At 70.8% G+C, this 21033-nt stretch carries 20 protein-coding genes; 7 read left to right on the top strand and 13 right to left on the bottom strand.

Translation table 11 applies throughout. The annotated features are described in order from the left end of the window. Positions 1 to 79: 79 nt before the first annotated feature. The 6 genes from QIS99_RS22640 to QIS99_RS22615 form a co-directional block, all read right to left on the bottom strand. Complete coding sequence (locus QIS99_RS22640; protein WP_282515420.1) at positions 80 to 1576, bottom strand: type VI secretion protein; 1497 nt, start codon at positions 1574 to 1576, stop codon at positions 80 to 82. A 1-nt stretch (position 1577) separates the two neighbouring features. Continuing rightward, positions 1578 to 2999 carry an ATP-binding protein gene (locus tag QIS99_RS22635; RefSeq protein WP_282515419.1) on the bottom strand — a complete coding sequence of 474 codons (1422 nt, stop codon included), beginning with the start codon at positions 2997 to 2999 and terminating at the stop codon, positions 1578 to 1580. 51 nt (positions 3000 to 3050) lie between these two features. Continuing rightward, positions 3051 to 4601, bottom strand: coding sequence for an SCO6880 family protein (locus tag QIS99_RS22630; protein WP_282515418.1), 1551 nt, complete (start codon positions 4599 to 4601; stop codon positions 3051 to 3053). Next, entirely contained in the window at positions 4598 to 5875 is a 1278-nt protein-coding gene (locus tag QIS99_RS22625; protein WP_282515417.1) for a hypothetical protein, read from the bottom strand. The genes QIS99_RS22630 and QIS99_RS22625 overlap by 4 nt, the downstream gene beginning before the upstream one ends. Next, positions 5865 to 6647, bottom strand: a complete 783-nt coding sequence (locus tag QIS99_RS22620; protein ID WP_282515416.1) for a hypothetical protein — start codon at positions 6645 to 6647, stop codon at positions 5865 to 5867. Before QIS99_RS22620 ends, QIS99_RS22625 begins: the two co-directional genes overlap by 11 nt. Before the next feature lie 186 nt (positions 6648 to 6833). Continuing rightward, the gene (locus tag QIS99_RS22615; protein WP_055700904.1) at positions 6834 to 7142 is read right to left on the bottom strand and encodes a hypothetical protein; all 309 of its coding nucleotides are present in this window, start codon (positions 7140 to 7142) and stop codon (positions 6834 to 6836) included. A gap of 651 nt (positions 7143 to 7793) precedes the next feature. Here QIS99_RS22615 and QIS99_RS22610 point away from each other — a divergent pair. The 3 genes from QIS99_RS22610 (at position 7794) to QIS99_RS22600 (ending at position 11547) form a co-directional block, all read left to right on the top strand. Further along, positions 7794 to 9323, top strand: a complete 1530-nt coding sequence (locus tag QIS99_RS22610; RefSeq protein WP_282515415.1) for a DUF7782 domain-containing protein — start codon at positions 7794 to 7796, stop codon at positions 9321 to 9323. Positions 9324 to 9554: 231 nt separating this feature from the next. Beyond that, positions 9555 to 10559, top strand: a complete 1005-nt coding sequence (locus QIS99_RS22605; protein WP_282515429.1) for a bifunctional lytic transglycosylase/C40 family peptidase — start codon at positions 9555 to 9557, stop codon at positions 10557 to 10559. Between the two features lie 268 nt (positions 10560 to 10827). Further along, positions 10828 to 11547: a phosphatase PAP2 family protein gene (locus QIS99_RS22600; protein ID WP_282515414.1), complete on the top strand. Its 720-nt coding sequence runs from the start codon at positions 10828 to 10830 to the stop codon at positions 11545 to 11547. A gap of 199 nt (positions 11548 to 11746) precedes the next feature. Here QIS99_RS22600 and QIS99_RS22595 read toward each other — a convergent pair whose 3' ends face one another. The 3 genes from QIS99_RS22595 to QIS99_RS22585 form a co-directional block, all read right to left on the bottom strand. After that, on the bottom strand, positions 11747 to 12187 hold the full coding sequence (locus QIS99_RS22595) for a hypothetical protein (RefSeq protein ID WP_282515413.1): 441 nt from the start codon (positions 12185 to 12187) through the stop codon (positions 11747 to 11749). A 200-nt stretch (positions 12188 to 12387) separates the two neighbouring features. Next, positions 12388 to 13911 carry an FAD-binding oxidoreductase gene (locus QIS99_RS22590; RefSeq protein WP_282515412.1) on the bottom strand — a complete coding sequence of 508 codons (1524 nt, stop codon included), beginning with the start codon at positions 13909 to 13911 and terminating at the stop codon, positions 12388 to 12390. Between the two features lie 308 nt (positions 13912 to 14219). After that, positions 14220 to 14384, bottom strand: coding sequence for a hypothetical protein (locus tag QIS99_RS22585; protein ID WP_282515411.1), 165 nt, complete (start codon positions 14382 to 14384; stop codon positions 14220 to 14222). Positions 14385 to 14568: 184 nt separating this feature from the next. On the opposite strand from QIS99_RS22585, the gene QIS99_RS22580 reads away from it, so the two are divergent. Then, on the top strand, positions 14569 to 15498 hold the full coding sequence (locus QIS99_RS22580) for a hypothetical protein (protein WP_282515410.1): 930 nt from the start codon (positions 14569 to 14571) through the stop codon (positions 15496 to 15498). Between the two features lie 137 nt (positions 15499 to 15635). Continuing rightward, positions 15636 to 15818, top strand: a complete 183-nt coding sequence (locus QIS99_RS22575) for a hypothetical protein (RefSeq protein ID WP_282515428.1) — start codon at positions 15636 to 15638, stop codon at positions 15816 to 15818. Between the two features lie 3 nt (positions 15819 to 15821). Here the strand turns inward: QIS99_RS22575 and QIS99_RS22570 are convergent, their stop codons facing one another. Next, positions 15822 to 16187 carry a metal-sensitive transcriptional regulator gene (locus tag QIS99_RS22570; protein WP_282515409.1) on the bottom strand — a complete coding sequence of 122 codons (366 nt, stop codon included), beginning with the start codon at positions 16185 to 16187 and terminating at the stop codon, positions 15822 to 15824. A 194-nt stretch (positions 16188 to 16381) separates the two neighbouring features. Between QIS99_RS22570 and QIS99_RS22565 the strand changes: the two genes are divergently transcribed. Both QIS99_RS22565 and QIS99_RS22560 read left to right on the top strand, forming a co-directional pair. Then, a complete protein-coding gene (locus QIS99_RS22565) occupies positions 16382 to 17002 on the top strand; it encodes a DUF47 domain-containing protein (RefSeq protein ID WP_282515408.1) in 621 nt (206 codons plus the stop codon). A 5-nt stretch (positions 17003 to 17007) separates the two neighbouring features. Next, positions 17008 to 18006 carry an inorganic phosphate transporter gene (locus QIS99_RS22560; protein ID WP_282515407.1) on the top strand — a complete coding sequence of 333 codons (999 nt, stop codon included), beginning with the start codon at positions 17008 to 17010 and terminating at the stop codon, positions 18004 to 18006. 108 nt (positions 18007 to 18114) lie between these two features. On the opposite strand, the gene pstB is transcribed toward QIS99_RS22560, so the two are convergent. From pstB to pstC, 3 genes are read right to left on the bottom strand one after another with little or no spacing between them, the layout of a single operon-like run. Continuing rightward, complete coding sequence (gene pstB / locus QIS99_RS22555) at positions 18115 to 18891, bottom strand: phosphate ABC transporter ATP-binding protein PstB (RefSeq protein ID WP_282515406.1); 777 nt, start codon at positions 18889 to 18891, stop codon at positions 18115 to 18117. A 50-nt stretch (positions 18892 to 18941) separates the two neighbouring features. Beyond that, positions 18942 to 20006: a phosphate ABC transporter permease PstA gene (gene pstA / locus QIS99_RS22550; RefSeq protein WP_282515405.1), complete on the bottom strand. Its 1065-nt coding sequence runs from the start codon at positions 20004 to 20006 to the stop codon at positions 18942 to 18944. Next, positions 20003 to 21007 (bottom strand): phosphate ABC transporter permease subunit PstC, encoded by a 1005-nt coding sequence (gene pstC, locus QIS99_RS22545; protein ID WP_282515404.1) that lies wholly within the window; start codon positions 21005 to 21007, stop codon positions 20003 to 20005. Before pstC ends, pstA begins: the two co-directional genes overlap by 4 nt. Positions 21008 to 21033: the final 26 nt, after the last annotated feature.

The following is a 21033-nucleotide window of genomic DNA, read 5'->3' as shown; positions in this document are numbered from 1 at the left end:
CCTTTTAGCCTCAACCCCCGGACTCTGTCCGGGGGTTGAGGCATTTTTGCGTTCAGCCCCATTCCCTGAGGCCCGGTTCTCAGACCGGCAGATCGTCATGTGGCCAGCGGGCGCGGGCCTGTTCGCGGGAGCGGAGCAGGGCGAGCGTGGGCAGGCCCGACTCGGTGCCCATGGCGAGGAGTTCGGGCAGCTGGGGCAGCGGGGCGACGGCGGCGACATCGTCGAGGATCAGCGAGAGTGGTGGGTCGAGCCGACCGGAGGATGACCGTGCGGCCACGCGCCGGCCGTGCTCGACCACGCTTGATGCGAGCGCCGTGAGGAGCGGCATGGCTCCCGGCGCCGACTTCGGATCCTCGATGGGTTCACCCACCACGTACAGAGTGCCCCCCTCGGCGATGAAGGAATCCAGGGCGAGCGTGTCCGTGCGGTGCGGGGTGCAGGCCTCGCGGATGTGCACCGAGAACAGGGCGGAGAGGGCGCGGGCCGTCAATTCCTGGGCCATGTCCCGGCGTTCGGGGTACGCGGTGAGAGCCGCCTCCAGCTCGCCGCCGGACCCTGAGGCCGCCTTGCCGCTGGTCCTCAGGACGCGTACCGCCTCCTGGACCTGGCTGCCCTGGGACCAGCGGTGCACATGCTTGAAGGGGCGGCCGTCGACCGCGGCGGCGTGCAGGTAGCTGCGCAGCAGCGTCTCGGCGGTGCTTGCGGTGACCGCGTCGAGTCTGGCGGTGGGGCGTACGGGGGCGAGCAGGGCCCTGGCGCGGGCGGCGGCGGTGTCCCGGTCCTCGCAGCCGGTGGTGGGGGACCAGTGCAGGCGGGCGGGAGTGTCGCAGCGGTGCTCGGGATCGTAGAGGAGTACGGGGCCGAGCTTGGCCCGTGCGTCCTTCGTGTCCTGCCACAGGGTGGGGTCCGAGGTGAGGACCAGGGCTGGGCCCTCGGACTCCTGGACGGCCTGTACGGCGGGGGGTTTTCTGGAAGCTGCGGGGGCGAAGAGCAGGGGCGTACGGGGAGTGGGCACGGCGGGTGTTGACAGCGCCGCCGACTCGGTGGACGTGCTTCGCACCTCCGGTGCGGGGGCGTCGACCGGGCCGGGCCCTTCCTCCACCGCACCCGGCGCCGGGGGCTGTGCCCACCCCTTCCGCCCCGCGGAACGATTGCCCCCAGCGGGGACGGGGTGAGCGGGATCCGCCGGCAGCGCAGCCGCGGTCCGGGCGCGCTGGGACTTTCGTACCGCCCGCCACCGCGCCACCGTCCCCATCACGAACACCACCAGCACCGTCAGCACCATCAACTGCCCGATGAACAGCCCCCAGAAGAGGCCGTAGCCGGAGAAGGACGCGGCGGGGGAGTCGGGCCAGGCGCCGGGGATGTCGTGGGGCTGGGAGATGAGGTGCCGTAGGGCGAGGGGGGTGCGGGTGAAGGTGACGCCGGCAGGCCAGGCGCCCTTGGCCAGGAGGGCGGAGAGGCCGGTCGCGGTCCAGACGAGGAGGGTGAGGCCGAGGAGGAAGGCGAGCAGGGCGACGAGGAGGCCGTCGGGGATGCCGCCGTCCTCCCGGCGCTCGGGGTGCGGGTCGCGCATGTCAGGCCACCGTTGCGTCCGGGTCGCCGAGTTCCGCGTGGGCCGCGTACCGCTCCATGCGGGCCGCGCGTTCCTCCGCCTCCTGCTCCGCCGCGGCCATGAGGGAGTCCTCCTCGGTGGGGGACGACTCGGTCATGGCGCGGTCGGTGTAGACGAGGGGGCGTTCCATCTCGGTGATGAGGTGTTTGACGACCTGGACGTTGCCGTTGACGTCCCAGACGGCGATGCCGGGGGTGAGGGTCGGGATGATCTCGACGGCCCAGCGGGGCAGGCCGAGTACGTGGCCGGTGGCGCGGGCCTCGTCGGTCTTCTGGGCGTAGATCGTTCTGGTGGAGGCCATCTTGAGGATCGCGGCGGCTTCCTTGGCGGCGGCCCCGTCCACCACGTCGCTCAGGTGGTGGACGACGGCGACGAAGGAGAGGCCGAGGCGGCGGCCGAACTTCAGGAGGCGCTGGAAGAGCTGGGCGACGAAGGGGGAGTTGATGATGTGCCACGCCTCCTCCACCAGAAAGATGCGCTTCTTGCGGTCGGGGCGGATCCAGGTGTGCTCCAGCCACACACCGACGATCGCCATGAGGATGGGCATGGCGATGGAGTTGCGGTCGATGTGGGAGAGGTCGAAGACGATGAGCGGGGCGTCCAGGTCGATGCCGACGGTCGTCGGGCCGTCGAACATGCCGCGCAGGTCGCCGTCGACCAGGCGGTCCAGGACGAGGGCGACGTCCAGGCCCCAGGCCCGTACGTCCTCTAGGGCCACGTTCATGGCCTCCGCCGACTCCGGTTCGGGGTGACGGAGTTGCTCGACGATGTCGGTGAGGACGGGCTGGCGGTCGACGATGGACTCGTTGACGTAGGCGTGGGCGACCTTCAGGGCGAAGCCGGAGCGTTCGTCCAGGCCGTGGCCCATCGCCACCTCGATGATCGTGCGGAGCAGCGCCAGCTGGCCCGTCGTCGTGATCGACGGGTCGAGGGGGTTGAGGCGGATGCCGGTGTCCAGGGCTACGGTCGGGTCCAGGCGGATGGGCGTTATGCCGAGCTCCTGGGCGATCAGGTTCCACTCGCCGACGCCGTCCTCGCCCTGGGCGTCCAGGACGACGACCTGGCGGTCGCGGAACCTCAACTGGCGTAGGACGTACGTCTTCTCCAGCGCCGACTTGCCGTTGCCGGACTCGCCGAGGACGAGCCAGTGGGGGGCGGGGAGCTGCTGGCCGTACAGCTGGAAGGGGTCGTAGATGTAGCCCTTGCCGCTGTAGACCTCGCGGCCGATGATCACGCCGGAGTCGCCGAGGCCGGGGGCGGCGGTCGGCAGGTAGACCGCCTGGGCCTGGCCGGTGGAGGTGCGCACCGGGAGGCGGGTCGTCTCCACCTTTCCGAACAGGAAGGAGGTGAAGGCGTCGGTCAGCGTGGTCAGCGGATCTCGCATGGGCTTGGCGCCTCTACCTTCTCTGTCATCGCCGTCGTCGGGTGGCCGGGGCTAGCGTCGGATGCCGGTCGCGAACGGCAGCGTGTTCACGAACGCCCGATGGTGCTCGCGGTCGCACCACTCCAGCTTGAGGTACGACTTGCCCGCAGAGGCCCTGATTGTCCGCTTGTCGCGGGCGAGTGCTTCGGGGGTACGGGCGGACACCGTGATGTATCCGACGAGGTTGACGCCGGCCGCGCCGCTCGCCAGGTCTTCGCCGCGCTGGTCGAGGCGGGAGTGGGCGGCGGCGTCGCGGGGGTCGACGGTGCGGTTCATCTTGGCCTGGCGGCTGGCCTCCGCGTCGTCGTTGGTCTTCTCGGTGAGCATCCGCTCGATGGCGACCTCGGTCGGTTCGAGGTCCATGGTGACGGCGACGGTACGGATCACGTCCGGGGTGTGGACGAGCAGCGGCGCGAGGAAGTTGACGCCCACGGGGGTCAGCGGCCACTCCTTCACCCAGGCCGTGGAGTGGCACCAGGGGGCGCGGGTGGAGGACTCGCGGGTCTTGGCCTGGAGGAACGTGGGCTCCATGGCGTCGAGTTCGGCGGGCCAGGCGTTGCGCTGGGTCATGGCCTGGATGTGGTCGATGGGGTGGTCCGGGTCGTACATGGAGTGCACGAGCGAGGCGAGCCGGCCCTGGCCGAGCGGCTGGCGTACGCGGATGTCGGCCTCCTGGAGGCGCGAGCAGATGTCGGTCAGCTCGCGGGCCATGACGACCGCGATCCCGGCGTCCTTGTCGAGCCTGCGGCTGCCCTGCGGACGGGCGGCGCGGGCCACGGCCTGGGCCTCGGCGGCGAGTTCGCGGGTGTAGTGCATGCAGGCGACGAGGTACGCGCGGTGCTGCTCGCTGCTGGTCGACACCATCGACTGGAGTTGGTCGTACGAGCTCTGCAGCCAGGCCGGTGCCTTGTCGTCGCCGCGGGCCGTGACGTCCTTGGCGTGTGCGTCGGGGTCGGCGGGGAGGGTGCGGGCGAGCATCTGGAGGCGGGTGACGAAGCCGTCGCCGTTCGCGACGTGCTTGAGGAGGGTGCCGAAGCGGTCGACGAGGGCTTCCTGGTCCTCGCTGTCGCGCAGGCCGACGCCCGGGCCTTCGATCTCGATGGCGGCGGTGACGGTGCGGCGGTCGGCGTGCAGGAGCACGGCGATCTCGTCGGGGCCGAAGGGCGCGGCCAGCCAGGCGATACGGCCGATGCCGGGCGGCGGCCCGACCTCGACCTCGCGCCCGTCGAGCCGCACTCCGGCCTCGGGGACGGCGGAGCGGTACGCGGTTCCTTGGCGGAGGCTGCGCTTGTAGCTGCGGTTGACCTCGTACCAGCGGTAGAACGTACGGCCCTTGTACGGCACGTACACCGCGGCGAGGGCCAGCATCGGGAAGCCGGTGAGCAGCACGATGCGCAGGGAGAGGACGGGGACGAGCAGGCCGCACATCATGCCGAGGAAGGCTCCGGCGATGATCAGGGCGATCTCGCCGGTCTCGCGGTTCTTGCCGACGATCGCGTTCGGCCTGGCCCGGCCGATCAGATATGTGCGGCGGGGCGCGACCTGGTGGGACTGGGTCGTCAACGCCTCTCACCTCCCGTGCGGTTGGTCGTGCCTCTGCTGCTGTGGGTTCCGGTGCGGGGCGCGGGGGTGGCGCCGGCCGTGCTCGTACTGCTGCGGTTGGCGTGTGCGGCGACGCCGCCGCTGGCCGGGTTGGCGGGGCGGGGGCTGCTGCCGCCGCTGTCGTCGCCGCCGCGGCCGCGGGTGCTGTGGGTCTTGATGCCCTGCGAGACGAGGGCGGCGGGCGAGGAGATGACGGCGGCGGCCTTGCCCTCGGCGCTCTGCATGATGCGGTTGCTGCGGCCGGCGGCGATCTCGTCGCCGAATCCCGGTACGAAGCGGTAGATCATCGCCGACGCGAAGATGGCCAGCAGGATGATGGCGAGGCCGGAGACGACGGCGGAGAACGCGTCCGGCCCGTCGTCGCCGGAGAGCGCGCCGGCGAGCCCGAGCACGATGACGATCACGGGCTTCACGAGGATCACCGCGATCATGATCCCGGCCCAGCGGCGTACGTGCGACCAGAGGTTCTTGTCGACGAGTCCCGCGTACACGACGGTGCCGAGCAGGGCCCCTACGTACAGCAGGGCGGCGCGGATGACGAGCTCCAGCCAGAGGACGCCGGCGGCGAGGATCGACACGAGCGAGACGACGATCAGCATGATCGGCCCGCCGCCGATGTCCTCGCCCTTCTTGAGCGCTTCGGAGAACGAGCCGAAGAAGACGTCGGTCTGGCCGCCGGTGGTCTTGGCGAGGACTTCGGAGACGCCGTCGGTCGCGGAGACGACGGTGTAGAGGATCAGCGGCGTGAACGCGGAGGCGAGCACGGTGAGCCACAGGAACCCGATGGCCTCCCCGACGGCGGTACTGAGCGGCACGCCCCGCACGGCCCGCTTGGCCACGGCGAGCAGCCAGAGGAGGAGGGTGAGGATGGTCGACGCGGCGAAGACGACGGCGTACTGCTGCAGGAACGTCGGGTTGGTGAAGTCGACGTTCGCGGTGTCCTTCACGGCGGCGCTGAGTTTGTCGACGGTCCAGGAGGCGGCGTCGGCACAGCCCTTGGCGAGGGAGGAGAGGGGGTCGAGGGTGTTGAGGGCGTCGTCGGCGGGGGGGGTGGGGGTGGCGTTTTCCTTGCCGTTCTCGCAGTACTTCTTGGCGGGGCCCGCGATGAGTTCGCAGGGGTCGTCCTTGGGTTCGGGAGCTGCGGCAGCACGGCCGGCGAGCCCGATGAACGATGCCTGTACGGCGACGACGGCTGCGGTCAGGGAGAGCGTGCGGCGGGCGTGGCTAGCGGGCATAGGTGAACCCTCCGTACTGCTTGACCGCGTCGGCGATCTCGTCGGCGCCGGAGACCGGGTTGTCTCCGGTGACAGGAGTTGGTCCGGTCTTCTGCCGCGTCTCCAGCACCTTCCAGTCGCCGTTCCACTTCAGCTTTAGCGTCACGGTGAACCAGTTGCTGGTAACAGGGTTGGTGGTGTCCTCTCCGGTGAGGCCGAAGAGCCCGTTGCACCAGACCTCTACGGTCGCCTCACTGTCCGAGTACGACGTGACCTTGGTCCCGGCAGGCATGGTGCGATTGACGAACGTGGAGTCTTTTGGAGCGGAGCCGTCCTCGTTCAGGCCGATCTTCCCCAAGAGGTCCTTGGAGTAGTCCGCGTCGAAACCGGACTGCAGCCGCTGTTGCGCACTGGGGTGGGCCACCGCCTTGACGATCGCGTGCCGACGCCCGGTGTTGAACATCCCGTCCGACCCCAAAGCGGCAGCGTAATTCGCGGCAGCGCTCTGCACACCCTCCCGATCCCGCCCGAACCCCGAAGACACCGGCTTCTGTCCGGACGGGGCCGTCGGGGCCGCGGCCGGGCCCGCGCCCTCCGAGGACGCGGAGTCCGAAGTCCCCTCGCCCCCACCTCTGTTCGCGAACGCGATCGCCGCGACGAGCAGGACGACGACCGACACGACCGTGACGAGGTTGCGCGTGGAGCGGGGCGTGGTGCGGCGGGCCTCGCCGTCCGGGAGGCGGGTGCGGGTGTGGCCGGAGCCGCCGTAGTCGCCGTCGTCGTCGAGGCTCATGCCGCGTACGCCCCCTCAAGGAAGTGCGGAACCACGGTGTACGACGGTAGCCGTGCTGGTTTCCGTGCGGGCGCGGTGTGGTGACTGGACATCAGGGGGACGCAACCTCAGGGGGGCAGGGGTGGAAGCGGGGCTCCCGGGCGGTGGGAACGCCCGGGCCGCGGCCGCGGGACTCGTGCGGGTGGGTCAGACGGCCATCCCGTACACGATGGTGAAGAGCGTGCCGAGGGAGCCGATGATGAAGACTCCCGTCAGGCCCGCGATGATCAGGCCCTTGCCCTGCTCGGCGCTGAAGGTGTCGCGCAGGGCTGTCGCACCGATGCGCTGCTTGGCCGCGCCCCAGATCGCGATGCCGAGACAGAGGAGGATGGCGATGGCCATCACGACCTCGATCATTACGCGTGCTTCGTTGCCCAGGCTTCCGAAGGGGCCCCAGTCCGGGGCGATCCCGCCGATGATGGTCGTGATGTCGCCCTTTTCGGCTGCCAGAAGCATGTAACTCACCGCCCCTATTGGGTAGTTCTGCACCCCCTGCCCGTGTGCAGAGGTCACGCCTATTCTCGCTGAGAATGCCGCTGTCGCATGTCGACTTGGAGTCATTCGTCGGCGGACTTCGTGCGAACTTCGTACGGAGTCTGTACGCGTCGCAGTTGACCGCCCCGCGCGAGTGTGCGGAGCGGTCAACAGAGGCGCGTATGGTCACTCTGTGTATCACGCGGGGTGACGACGGGCAATGAACGGCCGGTGCTCGTTACGGCGCGTATGCCCTGGTCGGAGCTGGGGCCCGGTGGGATTGGCCGGTTCTTTGCGGCGGCTCGCGCGGGGTGCGTGCAAGTGCTGTGCGCATATGGGAGGGGGTTCGCCGGAACGCGGGCCAAGTGGCTTTTGCCCTGGCTTGGGTGGTTCGGGGTTATTTGTCGCCCGTGGCGGGCATGCGGGTCAGTTGTCCACAGGGTGTGGACAGTTGCAGTGTGCGTACGGAATGGACGCCGTTCCGCAAGATCCTTCGCGGGCGCACTACCAGGTCACCGGGGAGGAGAGCCCCAACGCGCTGGTCCGCAAGGCGATTTCATCCGGTTCGCCCATTGGCGGTAACCCAATGGCCTAAGGGTTCAGTCGCCGCGTACACGAGCCGACAACCGGACCATGATGACCACGCAGCCCCTGATCGCCCCCTCCGCCGTCACCGCCCTGCGGGACGCGCTGACCTCGCACGGCTACACGCGCGACGCCATCGTCACGCGCGTCGGCATCGAGGCCGCACAGGGCCTCAACCGCTACGACCCCACCCTGACCCTGCAACTGCTCGGCGAGGACGACCCGTTGGCCGTCCTCATCCAGCTCTTCATGTGCGGGCGCACGGTCCCCCTCGACCGCGCGGAGCCCGCGGTCGTGCCCCTGCTCGAATCCGCGGGCGAGGGCACCGTGCGGGCAGCAGTCCACCTCCATCCGTACGAGAATTGGTGGGCCATCTCCGACTTCCCGCGGTTTCTGCGCCCGGCGCCGCAGGACCGGCGGGCCGAGGCCGTCGTGCCCATCGGCCTCGACGCGTCGCTGCTGCGCCGGGCCACGCTCACGCACCACGTCGGGTCCGCGCTCGACCTCGGCACCGGCGGCGGCGTGCAGGCCCTGCACCTGAGCGCGCAGGCCGACAAGGTCACCGCCACCGACCTGTCGCCGCGCGCCGCCCGGTTCGCCGCCACCACGGCCGCGCTCAACGGGCTCGACTGGGAGATCCTCCAGGGCGACATGGCCCAGCCCGTCGCCGGGCGCCGCTTCGACCTCGTCGTGAGCAACCCGCCGTACGCCGTCGGGCCCGGCACCGTGCACAGCGTGCACCGGGACTCCGGGCGCCCCGGCGACGCGCTCTGCGCCGAACTCGCGGGCGCCGCGCCGGAACTGCTCACCGAGGGCGGGTATCTGCAGTTCCGGTCGAACTGGGTGCACCGCGCGGGCGAGGACTGGCGCGAGCGGCTGGCCGGGTGGATCCCGCGCGGCGCCGGGCTCGACGCGTGGATCGTGCAGCGGTCGGTCACCGGGGTGGTGCCGTACGTCGACCACTGGCTGGAGCTGGCCGGGGGCGAGGAGGCGCTGGGGCAGCGGGAGGCCTGGCTGCGCTGGTTCGAGACGCAGAAGGTGGAGGCCGTCGGCGTGGGCACGGTCGTCGTGCGCCGCTCCGGCCACCAGCAGTCCGTCGTACGGGTGGAGGAAATGTCGTCCGAGGCGGGCGAGTTGACCGGGGCGCAGGTCGCCGGGTGGTTCGGGCGGCGGGACTGGCTGCGCGCGCACGACCCGCTGCGAACCCGCTTCCTGCCCGGCCGGGGCCTGAGCCTGTGGCAGCAGGCCGACCAGCGGGGCGGCACCGGCTGGGAGCTGACGCAGCAGGTGCTCAAGGTCCCCGGGGACGGCCTCAACTGGAGCGACCGGATCTCCCCGCTCGCCGTCGCCCTGCTCGGCGGCGTCGGCCGCGAGGCCACCCTCGGCGAGCAGCTGGCCCGCATCGCCGAAGCCGAGGGCGCCCACGCCGACCGGCTCGCGGAGGTCGCGCTGCCGGAGGTGGCGCGGCTGGTGGAGCGGGGGGCGTTGGTGCCGGTGGAGGGTGCGGAGGGCGGTGCGGAGGGCGCCGAGGCGGGCGTCGAGGAGGGCGGTGCGGAGGGCGTTGCGGATCGGGGCTGACCTGACCGGCCCGTTGACCTGGTCGGCCCGTCGACCTGGCCGGACTGGTTGACCCGTTGACCCGTTGACCCGGCCGGTCCGGTTGGCCCCCGAGTTCCGCGCGCCGACCGGCCGACCGGCCGACCGGCGGAATCTCGCCGTCAGGGCTGGCCTGTGGATAACTCCTTCTGCCCCGCGTCGGCGGCCTAGACTGGCCCAGGCGTACTCCCAAGGAGTGAAGGGTGGTTGACGGTGCGTAAGGCAATGCTGGTCGGGAGTGCCGTCGTCGCCGGACTCACCGCGTTCCTGGGTCTGCTCGTCGTCGGCACGTACATGGCCGCGGGCGGCATCGCCGGCGGCGCGGGCAAGGGGGCCGTGGGCCTCGCGAAGGGGGCGGTGCCGGCCGCGTACCAGTCCCTGGTGCAGAAGTGGGGCAACCTCTGCCCGGCCATCAACCCGGCGCTGCTCGCCGCGCAGTTGTACCAGGAGAGCGGCTGGAACCCGAAGGCGCAGAGCCCCGCGGCCGCGCAGGGCATAGCGCAGTTCATCCCCGGCACCTGGGCCGCGCACGGAGTGGACGGGGACAAGGACGGCGACAAGGACGTCTGGGACCCGGCCGACGCGATCCCGTCAGCCGCCTCGTACGACTGCAAGTTGGCCGGATATGTGAAGGACGCGCCCGGCGATCCCACGCACAACATGCTCGCCGCGTACAACGCGGGGGCGTACGCGGTGATCAAGTACGGGGGCGTGCCGCCGTACAGCGAGACGCAGAACTATGTGAAGACGATCACCGATCTGTCGAAGAGCTTCGCGAGACCCGTGGGCCGCGTGGACCCCTCCCGGCAGGCCGCCGGGGCGATCTCGTTCGCGCAGGAACACCTCGGCGAGCCCTACCTGTGGGGCGGGGACGGCACGCCCGAGGACGGCGGGCGGTTCGACTGCTCGGGGCTGACGAAGGCCGCGTACAAATCGGTGGGCGTGGAGCTGCCGCGCGTGGCCAACGACCAGTACAACGCGGGGCCGCACCCCAAGCGCGAGGAACTGCTCCCCGGCGACCTCGTGTTCTTCTCGGACGACCTGACCAATTCCCGGGCCATTCGGCACGTGGGGATCTACGTCGGCGGCGGGTACATGATCGACGCGCCGCGGACAGGTGCCGTGATCCGCTTCACTGCGATCGACACCCCGGACTACTTCGGGGCGACGCGGGTCACCGAGGACGGCGCGAAGGCGCTGGCCGCTGGACATCCGTAAGGGGGTGGCCGGATCCGTACGTCGGCGCGCGGCTCCGGGCATCGACTGCGAATCACTCTTCGATAACGTCTGGGTGATCTTTCGGTGGACCGAGGAACGTAGACGGGGGAACCGGTCGTTCCCTTGAACAGCGCAGCAGTACCGCAGCAGTACCGCAGCAGCACCGCAGCAACGCCGCAGCAACACCGACCGGCTCTGAGCACGGGGGTTGAGCAGGGCACGCGACAGGAGCGTGCCCGTGGGCACTAGGACAAGGGGTCACGGCACCATGGCTGGACCAGAGGCTGGACCAGGGACCTCGGGGTCGAGTCCCGACGTGGGCCTGCTCTACGAGATCAACGGCGTCGCCAAGGACGCCCCCGCCTGGGTCGACCGAATCGTCGGCTTCGTCGGGGAGTACGGGCTGCTGCTCGCCCTCGTCCTGCTCGTGCTGTGGGCCTGGTACACCGTGCGGCGCGGGCCGGACGCCGAGAACTCCGTCGCCGGCCTGGTCTGGGCGCCGCTCGCCGCGGGGCTCGCCGTGCTCGTCAACGTCCCCATCCGGGAGTTCGTGGAGCGGCGCCGTCCGTTCCTCGACCACGAAGGGCTTGAGGTCCTTGTCGACGGCAAGACCGACTTCTCGTTCGTCAGCGATCACGCGACGCTCGCGATGGCGCTCGGCGTCGGGCTGTTCGTCGCGCACCGCAGACTCGGCCTGATCGGCATCGGGCTGGCACTCGTCGAGGGGTTCTGCCGGGTCTACATGGGGGTGCACTACCCCACGGACGTCATCGGCGGCTTCGCGCTCGGCACGGCGGTCACCCTGCTCCTCGCCCCGCTCGCGATGGCGCTCCTCACCCCGCTGACCAGGGCCATCGCCCGTACGCCGAGGGTGAGTTGGCTCGTACGGGCGCGGGGGCGCGGACCGGTCGTGGCGGACGCGGTCGGACTGCCGGGCCCGCGGACGGAGCCGTCGGCGGAGTCGGGGGAGAACGACCTGGCGGCGTGAGCCGTCGGCGACCGGGTGCGGTCTGCGCCCCGAGCGCCGAGCAGGGCTTCGCTCCCGCCCGAGCCCGAGCCCGAGCCCGAGCCCGAGCCCGAGCCCGAGCCCGAGCCCGAGCCCGAGCCCGAGCCGAGGCGCCGAGGCGCCGAGGCGCCGAACAGCACCCTGACCGCGGTACGCGGCTGCCGCCTCCGCCGACGCCCGCTCAGCTGCGGTCGTCCTGTGCGCTGTCGGCCCGCCGCTGGGCGCGGCGCCTGCGGAGCAGTACGAGTCCGCACCCGCCCGCGCCGGCCGCGATCACCGCGGAGGCGAGGGCCAGCGGGCCGGCCGCAGGATGCTCGGCGGCCGACGGGGGCTGCTCCGCAGACGGCGACTCGGCCGCGCCCCCGCGGGCCTTCGCCGCGTTGCCGCCCGGGCCGATGGGGCTCCAGCCGTCGACGTTGTCGCCGTCGCGCAGGTGGAGCGGATCGCCGTCCTTGTCCGCGAGGACCCTGACCCTGCCCTGCGGGGCGTCGATCAGCGTCAACGCGCCCGGTTCGGTGGGCCGACCGACGGCCAGGGCCGGGGGCGCGGCGAAGGCCAGGAGGAGGGCCGCGGAGGCCAGGCTGCCGAGGACGGCTATTCGGGGTGGCGTCTTTCCGTTCATGAGGGTCCTGCCCTGAGTCGGTCCGGATGGAGGACCGTGAGTCGGGTCCGGATGGACCGTGAGTCGCGTCCGGATGGACCTTCAGGGCATCGCCGCCACGCGGCACGGGCCAGTCGGGGTGCGCCGTACGGGCGGTGCCTGCGCCCGTACGGCCGACTGCGGTTGCAGAACGGGGGGCGCGGGCGCGCGCGGGGGCCGGTTCAGAGGGCCTGCGGGAACGTGAACAGGCGCCCCGGGTCGTACGTCCCCTTCAGCTTCTTCAGGCGCCCGGCCGCCGGGCCGTAGTACGCGGTGCGCCAGTCCTTCAGGGCCGCGTCCGTGTAGTTCTGGTACGCCGCGCCGGACGCGTACGGCCGCATCGCGTCATGCGTGCCGTCCAGCCAGGCGCGGGCAGCGGTGCCCGAGGTGCCGGCCCGCCAGGCGCCCACGTACTGCGCGAGCATCCGCTGGCGCCGGTGCACGAAGGCCGTCGCCGTCGGGTCGACCCGGTTGACGGCGCCGCCGAGCGCGGTCAGGGCCACGCTGCCGGGGCCGCCCGCGACCTGCTCGACGCGGGTGAGCAGGGCCCGTATGCCCGCGTCGGAGAGCGAGCGGGAGAAGAAGTCGGAGCGCGCCGCGTATGTCTCGCGGCCGAGGGCGCCCGCCGGCTCGCGGCCCGGCGTCGAGCCCGGCAGATGACACAGGGTGTCATCACTGAAACCGGCGCACCCCGCGTACACCTCCATCGCGTCCAGGTACGAGTGCCGCTTCAGGGAGACGTTGGAGGCGGAGCCCGGGCCTCCGGGGCCATCGGCGAGGCGGTCGACGGCGTTCTGCAGCTCGCCGTACGTGCCCATCGAGAACACCGCGAGCGAGATCGTCGGGCCGCCGCCCGGCGCGGCCGCCAGGTGCAGGGACGACCAGATCTCGTCGGGCTGCTCCGGGCCCCACTCCTGCCACGCCCTGAGCAGCGCGGTCGCCCTCCGCCAGGGCCAGGTCAGATAGCCGGTGACGCCCTGGGGCGCCGGGTGCGTACGGAACTCAAGCTCGGTGACGACGCCGAAGTTGCCGTTGCCCGCGCCGCGCAGCGCCCAGAACAGGTCTGCGTTTTCGTCCGTCGAGCAGACGAGGCGGCTGCCGTCGGCCGTGATGAGAGTGGCGCGGGTGAGGCTGTCGCAGGTGAGGCCGTACGCGCGCGAGGTGACGCCGTGTCCGCCGCCGAGGGTGAGGCCGGAGACGCCGACCGAGGGGCAGGAGCCGGCGGGCACGGTGACGCCCTTGGCGGCCAACGCCCGGTAGACGTCGATGAGTTTGGCGCCCGCGCCGACCGTCGCCTCGTTCGCGGAGGCGCGTACCGCCTTCAGCCGGGACACGTCGAGGACCAGCCGGCGGTCGCCGGAGGACCAACCCGTGTACGAGTGGCCGCCGTTGCGGATGGATATCGGGGTCTTGCTCTTCCGCGCGAAGGCGAGGGCGGTGCGGATGTCGTCCTCGTGCGCCGGGTAGGCGACCGCGGCGGGCTTCAGGGCGTCGAAGCGCGTGTTGTAGAGCTGGCGGGCCGAGGCCCAGTCGTCGTCGCCGGGGCGGACGAGTTCGCCGTCGAGGTCCTTGGCGAACGCGGTCCAGGCGGGGCCCGTCGGGCGCTGCGAGGCCGTGCCCGTGCCGGTGGCCATGCTGGTGGTGGTGCCCGCCGCGCCGCTGGGCGCGCCGCCCGCGCCACGCGCGCCGGAGCTGCAGGCGCTCACGCCCGCGCCGAGGGCGAGGGCCGCTCCTGCGGTGACGACCCTGCGTCGGCCGACACCCCTGTCCGTCCGGTCTGTGTCGGTTTTGCGGTATCTGTCCGACCTGTGGCCCGTGTCCGAGTACTGGCCCGTGTCCGACCTGTGGCCCGTGTCCGACCTCTGGCCCGTGTCCGTCCTGCCGTCCGTGCGCGTCCTGCGGTCCATGTCGCCTCGCCTCCCCAAGGACGAGACGAGGGCGAGGGCGGCCGGGTTCCCTCCGGACAGGCCGGACAGGCCTGACAGGCCTGACAGGCCGGACAGGCAAGGGGTGTTCAGGGGCGGGCCGCGTGCTCCTCGGCGTCCGAACGCGCCTTGGACCGCGCCCGTCTCGCCGGACCGCGCCAGCCGCAGCTGCACCGTGCCGCGCAGAAGCGGCCCTGCTCGACGGTGGCGGTGCGGTGCTCGGCGGCCTCGGACGGGCCCTGCTGCGCTGACACCCCGCCACCGTAACGGGCCGAGGTGAACACGGAGGGCGGGGCCGGTGAGGAGGCGTGACGGGCGCGGGGCCAGTGAGGAGGCGTGACCGGCGCGGCGGCCGTGCGTGACGGGTTGCGGCAGCCGTCGTTAGGCGGAACGAGAAAAGGGGCCGTGGGACGGCCCAGTGTTGGGGGTAGGCAGGCGATGGTGGTGCAGCAGCGCAGGCGCGGAGGCGGCTCCGCCGTCACTGCCGTGGCGGCCGGGGCCCTGGCCGCCGTGGTGTTGGCCACGACGGGGTGTTCGGGCGGCGGCGCCGCGGCCGAGGACCAGCGGGCCGCCGACCCGGTGGACACCCTGCACCGCGCGGTCGCGGCGCTGCGCGCCGCGGGCAGCGCCAAGGCCCGTACGTCGATGGAGATGGCCAGCGGCGGCACCCGCGTTACCATCCGCGGTGAGGGCGCGTACGACTTCGCGAAGCCGCTCGGCCGCCTGAAGGTGATGCTGCCCGAGGACCCGGCGGGCGTCGACGAGCACCGCCCGATCACCGAACTCCTCGCCCCCGGCGCCCTCTACATGAAGAACCGCGGCGCGGGTGTGCCCGCCGACAAGTGGGTGCGGATCGACACCGCGGGCCTCGCCGACGGCAACCTCGTCACCGGCGGCGCCACCGATCCGCTGGCCGCCGCCGAGCTGCTGCTCGGCGCGAGCGCCGTCAGTTACGTGGGGGAGACGCGGCTCGCGGGCGTGCCGGTGCGGCACTACCGGGGTACGACGGAGATCGGGCGCGCGGCCGAGCGGGCCTCCGGCGCCAACCGGAAGGTGCTGCGCGCGGCGGCGAAAGGGTTCGCCGAGGACACGGTGCCGTTCGACGCGTACGTCGACGACCAGGGCCGGCTGCGGAAGATCCGGCACCGGTTCACCTTCGCCAATGACCTACGGGCCGAGGACGTACGGGCCGAGGACGTACGGGCCGAGGACGTACGCGCCGACGGCGTCCGGGCGAAGGGGGCGCCCGCCCAGGGTGAGGACGTGGTGGTCACCTCGACGACGCTGCTGTCCGGCTTCGGCACCGCCGTGAAGGCCGAACTGCCCGCCGCCGAGGACATCTTCGCCGGGAAGATCGCCGGCCGGTAACGTCTCGCGGGCCGCGAAAGTGCCCGCGCGGACGGCGAATTCAGGTCGCAAATAGCCCTTCCGTGCCATGCGCGGTGCGTAGGCCACTCCCTACCCTGGGAAGTCGGTGACGGCAGGAAGAGGTGATGTGCGTGGCTATGACGACCGGCAGGGCGGCCAGGGCGGCCACGGTCCACGACCACGTCGCCCTCGCCGAGATCGAGATGTGCGGCGAGTTGATCATCGCCGCGTCCATGGCGGACGAGGAGCGGCTCAGCGCCGACCGGATCGACGAGGTGCTGAAGGTGTACGACGCGGAGGAGTCGCGCGGCCGCCCCTGACGGTCACGTCCGCAGCAGCCGGGCGATCGCCTTCGTCGCCTCCTCGACCTTCGCGTCGATCTCCTCGCCGCCCTTGACCGCGGCGTCGGCGACGCAGTGGCGCAGGTGCTCCTCCAGGAGCTGGAGGGCGAAGGACTGGAGGGCCTTTGTGCTCGCGGAGACCTGGGTAAGTATGTCGATGCAGTAGACGTCCTCCTCGACCATGCGCTGCAGTCCGCGGACCTGGCCCTCGATGCGGCGCAGTCGCTTGAGGTGCTCGTCCTTCTGCTTGTGGTAGCCGTGCACCCCGCGGTCGTGGTCGGTGAGCCGGGTATCGGCGTCGGCGGAGGGCGCCGTGTTCGCCGCCGTGCCGGCCTCGGTGGTCGTCATCGCGTCCTCCTGTTGTCCCGCAAGGGCTTTGATACCCCAGGTGGGTATATGGTAACGGATATTTCGGGTGCCTGTCGGGCCCCGTGCGGAGGACTCTTCTCGATGGGCGACACTGGAGAGCGGCCGGTTAGCCGTGGCCGGATGATGCGCCTAGCATCAGCCTGACCGAATCCAGAGCACCCCGAGGACCCCACGTGCGTTTTCGTCTGACCCCGAGGGAGACGAGCTTCTACGACATGTTCTCCGCATCCGCGGACAACATCGTCACGGGCTCCAAGCTCCTCATGGAACTGCTCGGGGCGGACTCCTCCGCCCGGGCCGAGATCGCAGAGCGTATGCGGGCCGCGGAGCACGCGGGGGACGACGCGACGCACGCGATCTTCCACCAGCTGAACTCCTCGTTCATCACGCCCTTCGACCGCGAGGACATCTACAACCTCGCGTCGTCCCTCGACGACATCATGGACTTCATGGAGGAGGCCGTCGACCTGGTCGTCCTGTACCAGATCGAGGAGCTCCCCAAGGGTGTCGAGCAGCAGATCGAGGTGCTCGCCCGGGCCGCCGAGCTGACCGCCGAGGCCATGCCGCACCTGCGGACCATGGAGAACCTCACGGAGTACTGGATCGAGGTCAACCGCCTGGAGAACCAGGCCGACCAGATCCACCGCAAGCTGCTCGCGCACCTCTTCAACGGTAAGTACGACGCCATCGAGGTCCTGAAGCTCAAGCAGATCGTGGACGTACTGGAGGAGGCGGCCGACGCGTTCGAGCACGTCGCCAACACCGTGGAGACCATCGCGGTCAAGGAGTCCTGAACCTCGTGGACACCTTTGCCCTTGTCGTGACGGTCGGCGTCGCGCTCTTCTTCACGTACACCAACGGCTTCCACGACTCGGCCAACGCCATCGCCACCTCGGTGTCCACGCGGGCGCTGACCCCGCGCGCCGCGCTCGCGATGGCCGCGGTGATGAACCTCGCCGGTGCCTTCCTCGGCAGCGGGATCGCCAAGACCGTCAGTGAGGGTCTGATCGAGACGCCGCACGGCTCGAAGGGGATGTGGATTCTCTTCGCCGCACTGGTCGGCGCGATCGTCTGGAACCTGATCACCTGGTACTTCGGACTGCCCTCGTCGTCCTCGCACGCGCTGTTCGGCGGCCTCGTGGGGGCCGCGCTCGCCGGGGGCATCGGGGTCATCTGGTCCGGCGTGATCTCGAAGATCGTCATCCCGATGTTCCTGTCGCCGATCGTCGGCCTGCTGGTCGGCTACCTGGTGATGTGCGCGATCCTGTGGATGTTCCGCAAGGCCAACCCGCACAAGGCGAAGCGCGGCTTCCGGATCGCGCAGACCGTCTCGGCGGCGGGCATGGCCCTCGGCCACGGTCTGCAGGACGCCCAGAAGACGATGGGCATCGTGGTGATGGCGCTGGTCATCGCCGATGTCGAGAAGCCCGGCGACCCGATCCCGGTCTGGGTCAAGATCGCCTGCGCCGTGATGCTGTCGCTCGGTACGTACGCGGGCGGCTGGCGGATCATGCGGACGCTCGGCCGGAAGATCATCGAGCTGGACCCGCCGCAGGGCTTCGCGGCCGAGACCACCGGCGCCGGGATCATGTTCACGACCGCGTTCATGTTCCACGCGCCGATCTCGACGACGCATGTCATCACGTCCGCGATCATGGGCGTGGGCGCGACGAAGCGCGTGAACGCTGTGCGTTGGGGTGTCGCCAAGAACATCATCCTCGGCTGGTTCATCACCATGCCGGCTGCGGCTCTTGTCGCCGCGGCCAGCTTCTGGGTTGTGAACCTCGCGTTCCTGTAACGCCCCGCACGTACCGAAAGCGAATGGGCCCGCACCCCCGAGGGGGTGCGGGCCCTTGCTGTGCGGTGGCACCGCCATGCAGCACCGCACAGCAGTCGAGGGGAAGGATCAGCCGAAGCGGCCCGAGATGTAGTCCTCGGTGGCCTGGACCGACGGGTTGGAGAAGATCCGCTCCGTCTCGTCGATCTCGATCAGCTTGCCGGGCTGGCCGACGGCCGCCAGGTTGAAGAACGCCGTGCGGTCGGAGACACGGGCGGCCTGCTGCATGTTGTGCGTCACGATGACGATCGTGAAGCGCTCCTTCAGCTCGCCGATCAGGTCCTCGATCGCGAGGGTCGAGATCGGGTCGAGCGCCGAGCAGGGCTCGTCCATGAGCAGCACCTGCGGCTCGACCGCGATGGCGCGGGCGATGCAGAGCCGCTGCTGCTGACCGCCGGAGAGGCCCGAACCGGGCTTGTTGAGGCGGTCCTTGACCTCGTTCCAGAGGTTGGCGCCCTTGAGGGACTTCTCCACGATCTCGTTCAGCTCGGCCTTCTTGTACGAGCCGTTGAGCCGCAGGCCCGCCGCCACGTTGTCGAAGATCGACATGGTGGGGAAGGGGTTCGGGCGCTGGAAGACCATGCCGACGGTGCGGCGGACGTTCACCGGGTCGATGCCGGAGGCGTACAGGTCGTCGCCGTCCAGGAGGACCTTGCCCTCGACGCGGCCGCCGGGGGTGACCTCGTGCATGCGGTTGAGGGTGCGCAGGAACGTCGACTTGCCGCAGCCGGAGGGGCCGATGAAGGCCGTCACCGAGCGGGGCTCGACGGTCATGGAGATGTCGTCGATGGCCTTGTGGCTGCCGTAATAGGCGGAGAGGCCGCTGACGTCGATTCGCTTGGCCATGGGATCACTGCTTCTTTCGAGGGGGGTACGTCGGTCGCTTGATGGCCGCGTCAGCGACCGGTCTTCGGGGCCTTCCAGCGGGCGATGCCGCGGGCCACGAGGTTGAGGATCATGATGAAGCCGATGAGGGCGAGCGCCGCTGCCCAGGCCCGGTCGTACGAGGCCTCGGAGCCCGCCGCGTACTGCTGGTAGATGTACAGCGGCAGCGAGCCCTGGGCGCCGTCGAACGGGTTGGTGTTGATGAACGGGTTCACCCACACCAGGAGCAGCACCGGGGCGGTCTCGCCGGCGATACGGGCGACGGCCAGCATGACGCCGGTCGTGATGCCGCCGATCGCGGTGGGCAGGACGACCTTGAGGATCGTGCGCCACTTCGGTACGCCGAGGGCGAGCGACGCCTCGCGCAGCTCGTTCGGGACGAGCTTGAGCATCTCCTCGGTGGAGCGGACGACCACCGGCATCATCAGGATCGACAGCGCCATGGCGCCGGCCCAGCCGGAGAAGTCGAAGCCCAGGATCAGGATCCAGAAGCTGAGGACGAACAGACCCGCGACGATCGACGGGATGCCCGTCATCACGTCGACGAAGAAGGTGACGGCCTTCGCGAGCTTGCCGCGGCCGTACTCGACCAGGTAGATCGCGGTGAGCAGGCCGATCGGCACGGCGATCAGGGAGGCCAGGCCGACCTGCTGGAGCGTGCCGATGATGGCGTGGTTGATGCCGCCGCCCACTTCCCGGTCGGCGACGACGCCCATCGAGTGGGACAGGAAGTACGGGCTGAAGACCTCGCTGCCGCGCTCGACGGTCTCCCAGATCAGGGAGGCCAGCGGGATCACGGCGACCAGGAACGTCACCCAGATCATCGAGGTGGCGAAGCGGTCCTTGGCCTGCCGCCTGCCTTCCACGGCGGTGGCGAGGACGTACGAGGCGATCACGAAGAGGATCGCGGCGATCAGGCCCCACTGGACACGGCTGTGCAGACCGGCGCCGAGGCCGATGCCCACGGCGGCCGCGACCGAGCCGACGGCGACGAGCGGCGAGGCCCAGCGGGGCAGGCGGGGTGCGCGCAGGGTGTCGGGCGTGACGGCCTGGGCGGTGGGTGCGGTGGTGCTCATGCGTTGGCCCCCGAGTACTCCTTGCGGCGGGCGATGATCATGCGGGCCGCGCCGTTGACCAGCAACGTGATGAGGAACAGGACCAGACCGGAGGCGATCAGGGCGTCCCGGCCGTACACGGTGGCCTCGTTGAACTTGCTGGCGATGTTCTGCGCGAACGTGCCGCCGCCCGGGTCGAGCAGCGAGGTGCCGATCAGGAAGTTCGGGGAGAGCACGGTGGCGACGGCGATGGTCTCGCCGAGCGCGCGGCCCAGGCCCAGCATCGAGGCGCTGATGATGCCGGAGCGGCCGAAGGGGATCACCGACATCCGGATGACTTCCCAGCGCGTGGCGCCGAGGGCCAGGGCGGCCTCCTCGTGCATCTTCGGCGCCTGCAGGAAGACCTCGCGGCTGACGTTGGTGATGATCGGCAGGATCATGATCGCGAGCAGGATGCCCACGGTCATCAGGGAGCGCGGGGCGCCGCCCTCGTAGGAGAAGATCCCGGTCCAGCCGAGCACCGAGTCGAGCCAGCTGTACAGGCCGGTCAGGTTGGGCGCGACGACGAGGGCGCCCCACAGGCCGTACACGATCGAGGGCACCGCGGCGAGCAGGTCGATCACGTACGCGATCGGGCCGGCCAGCTTGCGCGGGGCGTAGTGCGAGATGAACAGGGCGATCCCGACGGCGACCGGAACGGCGATCACCAGGGCGATGATCGAGCTCACGACGGTGCCGAAGGCCAGGACCGCGATGCCGAACTTCGGCGGGATCGCGTTGGCGTCCCACTCGAAGGTGGTCAGGAAGTTCCCCGTGTTGTCCGACAGCGCGATCGCCGACCGGTAGGTCAGGAAGGCCGCGATGGCGGCCATGATCACGAGGAGCACGATGCCCGAGCCTCGGGAGAGGCCGAGGAAGATCCGGTCACCCGGCCGGGTCGCGCCGCGGGAGGCGCGCTTCTGCTCGGTGGTGACGGGCGGCGGTGGTGGTGGGGCTGTCTCAGTCTGCGTAGCTATATCCATGGGATTCTCCGGTCTGCGGAGCCTTG

It is taken from the genome of Streptomyces solicavernae, assembly GCF_029968095.1.
GTDB classification, from domain to species: domain Bacteria; phylum Actinomycetota; class Actinomycetes; order Streptomycetales; family Streptomycetaceae; genus Streptomyces; species Streptomyces solicavernae.
Note: the sequence above shows the minus strand (reverse complement) of the source record. Positions and strands in the feature narration are given on the sequence as shown.